General features: G+C 59.6%; 5 protein-coding genes and 1 pseudogene. 4 read left to right on the plus strand and 2 right to left on the minus strand.

The window, feature by feature from the left end; genetic code table 11:
• Nucleotides 1–349 (plus strand): PLP-dependent transferase (locus C9413_RS28355; protein ID WP_170251228.1); only part of this gene is annotated, 349 nt, incomplete at its 5' end.
• 6 nt (nt 350–355) lie between these two features.
• Complete coding sequence (locus C9413_RS28360; RefSeq protein ID WP_039844547.1) at nt 356–700, plus strand: cupin domain-containing protein; 345 nt, start codon at nt 356–358, stop codon at nt 698–700.
• Nucleotides 701–721: 21 nt separating this feature from the next.
• Here the strand turns inward: C9413_RS28360 and C9413_RS28365 are convergent, their stop codons facing one another.
• Nucleotides 722–1,189, minus strand: a complete 468-nt coding sequence (locus C9413_RS28365) for a MarR family transcriptional regulator (protein WP_039844548.1) — start codon at nt 1,187–1,189, stop codon at nt 722–724.
• A 142-nt stretch (nt 1,190–1,331) separates the two neighbouring features.
• Here C9413_RS28365 and C9413_RS28370 point away from each other — a divergent pair.
• Both C9413_RS28370 and C9413_RS28375 read left to right on the plus strand, forming a co-directional pair.
• Nucleotides 1,332–2,135, plus strand: a pseudogene (locus C9413_RS28370) (SDR family oxidoreductase).
• Nucleotides 2,136–2,460: 325 nt separating this feature from the next.
• Complete coding sequence (locus C9413_RS28375; protein WP_170251229.1) at nt 2,461–3,177, plus strand: DUF1194 domain-containing protein; 717 nt, start codon at nt 2,461–2,463, stop codon at nt 3,175–3,177.
• Between the two features lie 17 nt (nt 3,178–3,194).
• Here the strand turns inward: C9413_RS28375 and C9413_RS28380 are convergent, their stop codons facing one another.
• Entirely contained in the window at nt 3,195–4,436 is a 1,242-nt protein-coding gene (locus C9413_RS28380) for a cytochrome P450 (RefSeq protein WP_170251230.1), read from the minus strand.
• Nucleotides 4,437–4,438 lie beyond the last annotated feature (2 nt).

Below are 4,438 nucleotides of genomic sequence, written 5' to 3' on the forward strand. Positions count from 1 at the left end.
CAGCAAGGTCGCCTGGGTGAACTATGCGGGTCTCGAAGATGATCCGAACCACACCCTGCAGCAGCGCTATTCGCCGAAGGGTGCAGGCTCGGTCTTTACCTTTGGCGTCAAGGGCGGCTACGAGGCGGGCAAGGCCCTGGTGGAGGGCCTGGAGCTCTTCTCCCACCTCGCCAATATCGGCGATACGCGCTCTCTGGTCATACACCCGGCCTCGACCACCCACCGCCAGCTGACCGACGAACAGAAGACCGCCGCCGGCGCCGGTCCCGATGTCGTCCGCCTCTCGATCGGCATCGAGGACGTAAAGGACATCATCGCCGACCTTGAGCAGTCGCTTTCGAAGATGTGAGGTCCCATGGCAAACAAGATCACCTTCGGCATAGACGGAACTGAACCCGAGTTCGGCGCACCGGACGCGGACCGCATCGTTTCCGGCAATCCGCAGTTTCGCACCTGGAACCTGGAGGCGGCCGAAGGCGGCCTCTATTCGGGCGTCTGGGAGGCGACCCCCGGCAAATGGCGAATTTCCTATGACGAGTGGGAATATTTCAACGTGCTCTGCGGGCACTCGATCGTCACCGAGGACGGCGGCGAGCCGGTGCATCTGAAGGCAGGTGACCGGATGATTCTAAAGCCCGGTTTCAAGGGAACCTGGGAAGTCGTTGAAACGACTCGCAAGGATTATGTGATCCGGGTTTAGGGCGCAGTACCTCTGTCCTTTTCAGTGGCCGGCGACGAATTTCTTTGCAAAGTCCGGCGAAGCGATGCGGTTCATCGCATTGCGCAGCGCTGCGGATTCCGCTTCGCCGAAGGCGTTGTCGAAACGCGAATGCGCCGCGCGCCAAAGCAGCTGCGCCCCTTGCCACTTTTCGACGCCGATCTCCGTCAATCTTGCCCGCTTCACGCGGCGGTCCTTCTCGTCAGGCACGAGTTCCACAAGTCCGTCGCGGATGAGGGGTTTGAGTGTGTGTCCAAGTGCGGAAAGATCCATCACCAAGCCATCGGCCAGGGATTTCAGGGAAGGGTTGCCGTTGAAGTGAATCTGGCTGAGCAGGCCGTATTGCGTCGCCTTGAGCCCGCTTGGTGCCAGCACATCGTCATAGAGCTGGCCGAGTTGCCGGGTGGCGCGGCGCAATGCGCTGTTGCTGCAATAGGCCCAGCTTTCAAAGCCTTCGGTCTTCTCGTCCATAATCGCTCTCCTGAGGCGATGTCTGCGGATTGTTGACGATCAGTCAATCGCCACTTGGAATTTTTCCATCGATTGCTCTTGCGGGAAATCAGGTTCCGAATATGGTGGTATATACCACTAAAAACCTCGGAAAGGATTACCGATGTCTCGCTCGTCCCTTGGAACTGCACTCGTGACCGGCGCTTCCTCGGGGATCGGCGCGACCTATGCCGATCGCCTGGCCAAACGTGGCTATGATCTCCTGCTTGTCGCCCGCGATGCCAGTCGGCTGCATGCGCTTGCTGAAAAGATAACGGCAGAGCGGGGCATCAAGGCAGAGGTGCTGCCGGCCGATCTCACGGAGCGTGAAGATGTCCGCAAGGTCGAACAACGGCTGCGTCAGGATGAAGATATCACGCTTCTCGTCAACAATGCCGGAATCGGTCCGAAAGGCACGCTGCTGGATGATGACATCGACTATCTCGAAACGATGATCGAATTGAATGTCGTAGCCGTGAACCGGCTCGGCATCGCCGCGGCGCAGACATTCGCCAAACGAGGCAAGGGCGCCATCATCAACATCGCGTCGGTCGTCGCGCTGATCGCCGAGCGTTTCAACGGCACCTACAGCGCCACCAAGGCCTTCGTGCTCAATCTGACGCAGGCGATCAACGCCGAAGCGGGGCCGAAGGGCGTGTAGGTCCAGGCCGTGCTTCCCGGATTGACGCGGACCGAAATTTTCGACCGTGTCGGCAGCTCCTTCGACCGGTTCCCGCCGACGATGATCATGGACGTGACGGACATGGTGGATGCGGCACTGGCAGGCTTCGATCAGGGCGAACTCGTCACCATTCCCTCTCTTCCGGACAATGCCGACTGGAACGCGTTTAGCGCTGCCCGTTCGGCGCTTGGCCCCAACCTCTCGCACGACCACCCGGCCGCCCGCTATGGCGCCCCGAGGGTCTGAGGCGCGCACTGTCTTGGACTGCGGCGAACCAACGCAGTTCCAGGTATTTCTGAAGCAAGCGCTCCGTTCCGTTTCGATCAAGGCGCTAGTTCGGAAGTATTACTACAGCTGACCGCGAGCAAATCATATTATATTTAGCTAATTTAACTTGAGATCGCTTTCCAGTATTGAAACCGCCATCCGGCCTTATCTTTGCGCCGGGAATTTCGTCCGTACGCCTCTTTTCACGCAATCAATCAACTCTTCTTGGGCAGGTGACATGCAGGTGTGGAGGGAAACATCCAGAGGGCACCGCCATATCGCTGTATTGCTTGCCGGTCTTTCGATGGCTGTGACAATATTCAATGTCGCCGTGGCCGGCGAGTTTGTGGATATGCAGCTGGTGATCGCGGCTGACGTATCGACATCAATGGATGCGGAGGAAAAGGCGCTGCAGCAGCGGGGCTTCGTCGAAGCGTTCCGGCGCCCGGAAATCATCGAAGCGATCGCAGCAGGCAGGCACGGCCGGATCGCCGTCACTTATGTCGAATGGGGCGGCGACGGACAGCGAAGGCTAGTCATTCCATGGACCCTCATCGCGAATGAGATGGATTCCTGGATGTTTTCGCTGAAGCTTGAGGTGAGTTTACCGGCAAAGATACACCGAGGCACGTCCATCAGCGCCATACTTTCCTATGCCGATTATCTGATCCGCTCCAGCGGCTATGAGGCGACGCGCTCGCTCGTCAATATCTCCGGCGACGGCGTCAACAACAAGGGGCGCGATGTCATGCCCGTCCGCGCCGGGGTCCTTGCCCGCGGAATCACCATCAATGCCCTAGCTGTTGTGTATGGCGGACTGCTGGGCGATGAAGGAGAGGTCATATCGCCCGAAAACTTGCTTGCCTATTTCCGCAGCGAGGTGATCGGCGGACCAGACGCCTTTGCTGAGCCGGTCGCAGCTCCAGAAGAATATTCGCCGGCAATCTATCGCAAGCTTTTGCGCGAAATCTCCAACATGAGCGAAATCGCAGCGATCGGCGATAAGGCCCGGCATCGCTGAGCTTTGGCGGACAATCGTCACCAGGCCAGATTCAGCGCATCCAGCCCGTGGAAGTGGTAGACGTCCTTCACAGACGGCGTCTTCGCCAACTTGAGGCCCGGCAGCCGTTCAAAGAGGATCGGCAGGACGACGTTGAGTTCGAGCCTGGCGAGCGGCGCGCCGATGCAGAAGTGGATGCCGGCCCCGAAGGAGAGGTTAGGCGCTTCGTTTCGGTCGGGCCTGAAGCTCAGCGGATCGGTGAATCTCGCGGGATCGAGATTGGCGGCGGCAAGGATCAGGCTCACCTTGTCGCCCCGCTTGAAGGAGATGCCATCGATCTCAACGGGCTCCAAGGCCCAGCGCTGGAAGATATGCACCGGCGCGCAGATACGCAGCGTTTCCTCGACCGTGCACTCCGTCGCCGCTTCGTCTTTGAACAGTTCGGCGGGATCACATCCGCTTTCCAGGATGACGCGGACCGAGTTGCCGATCTGGTGCACGGTCGCCTCGTGGCCGGCATTGAGGAGCACGATCGTTGTCGAAACCAACTCGGCATCGGTCAGGTACTGGCCCTTGTGCTCCGTGTGGATCATGTGCGTCAGCAGATCGTCGCGCGGGTTGGCGCGGCGCTCGGCAATCACCGTCTTCACATAATCGGAAAAGTCGCTTGCGGCTCGCTCGGCGCCGTCCTCGTCTTCGCGCGTGCGGCCGAAAAGATACATGCGGATATAGGCGTGTGACCAGGCAAGAAGCTGCGGTCCCATTTCTTCCCGAATGCCGATCATGCGGGCGATCATCGTCACCGGGATGATATCGGCGAAGGCGGAAAGCAGTTCGACCTCGCCCTTGTCCTTGAAACCGTCGATGAGCTTGTTCGCGAGCTCCGCAAGCTCCGGCTTCATCTTTTCGACATGGCGTGAGACGAAGGCGCGGTTGACGAGGGTGCGCAGGCGCGTGTGCTCCGGCGGCTCGAGTTCGAGCAGCGAGTAGCGCTCGGCCAGATCGAAATTTGCCAGATGCTGCTCCGGCTCGGCAAGGCCCAGCTCTTCGCGCGTCGCGATATGCAGGATCTGGCGGCCGAAGCGCCGGTCGCGCAGCAAGCCGTTCACATGGTCGTAGCCGGTGAAGAACCACTGCTTCTGCTGTTCCCAGTAGAAGGTCGGACAATGGCAGTGCAGCGCCTTATAGACCTCGTTCGGATTGCCGTAGAAAGCCGGATCGCTGCTGTCGAGTGAAACGCGGCGGGTGGCGGGATCGATCGAGAAAAAGGGCGCTATCATCA

This window comes from Rhizobium sp. SEMIA 4085 (assembly GCF_013004495.1).
GTDB classification, from domain to species: Bacteria; Pseudomonadota; Alphaproteobacteria; order Rhizobiales; family Rhizobiaceae; genus Rhizobium; species Rhizobium gallicum.

Excerpts from the sequence above, each read along its gene's own strand:
- C9413_RS28365 (WP_039844548.1), bottom strand. The coding sequence starts at position 1,189 with ATGGACGAGAAGACCGAAGGCTTTGAAAGCTGGGCCTATTGCAGCAAC.
- C9413_RS28380 (WP_170251230.1), bottom strand. The coding sequence starts at position 4,436 with ATGATAGCGCCCTTTTTCTCGATCGATCCCGCCACCCGCCGCGTTTCA.
- C9413_RS28375 (WP_170251229.1), top strand. The coding sequence starts at position 2,461 with ATGGCTGTGACAATATTCAATGTCGCCGTGGCCGGCGAGTTTGTGGAT.
- C9413_RS28360 (WP_039844547.1), top strand. The coding sequence starts at position 356 with ATGGCAAACAAGATCACCTTCGGCATAGACGGAACTGAACCCGAGTTC.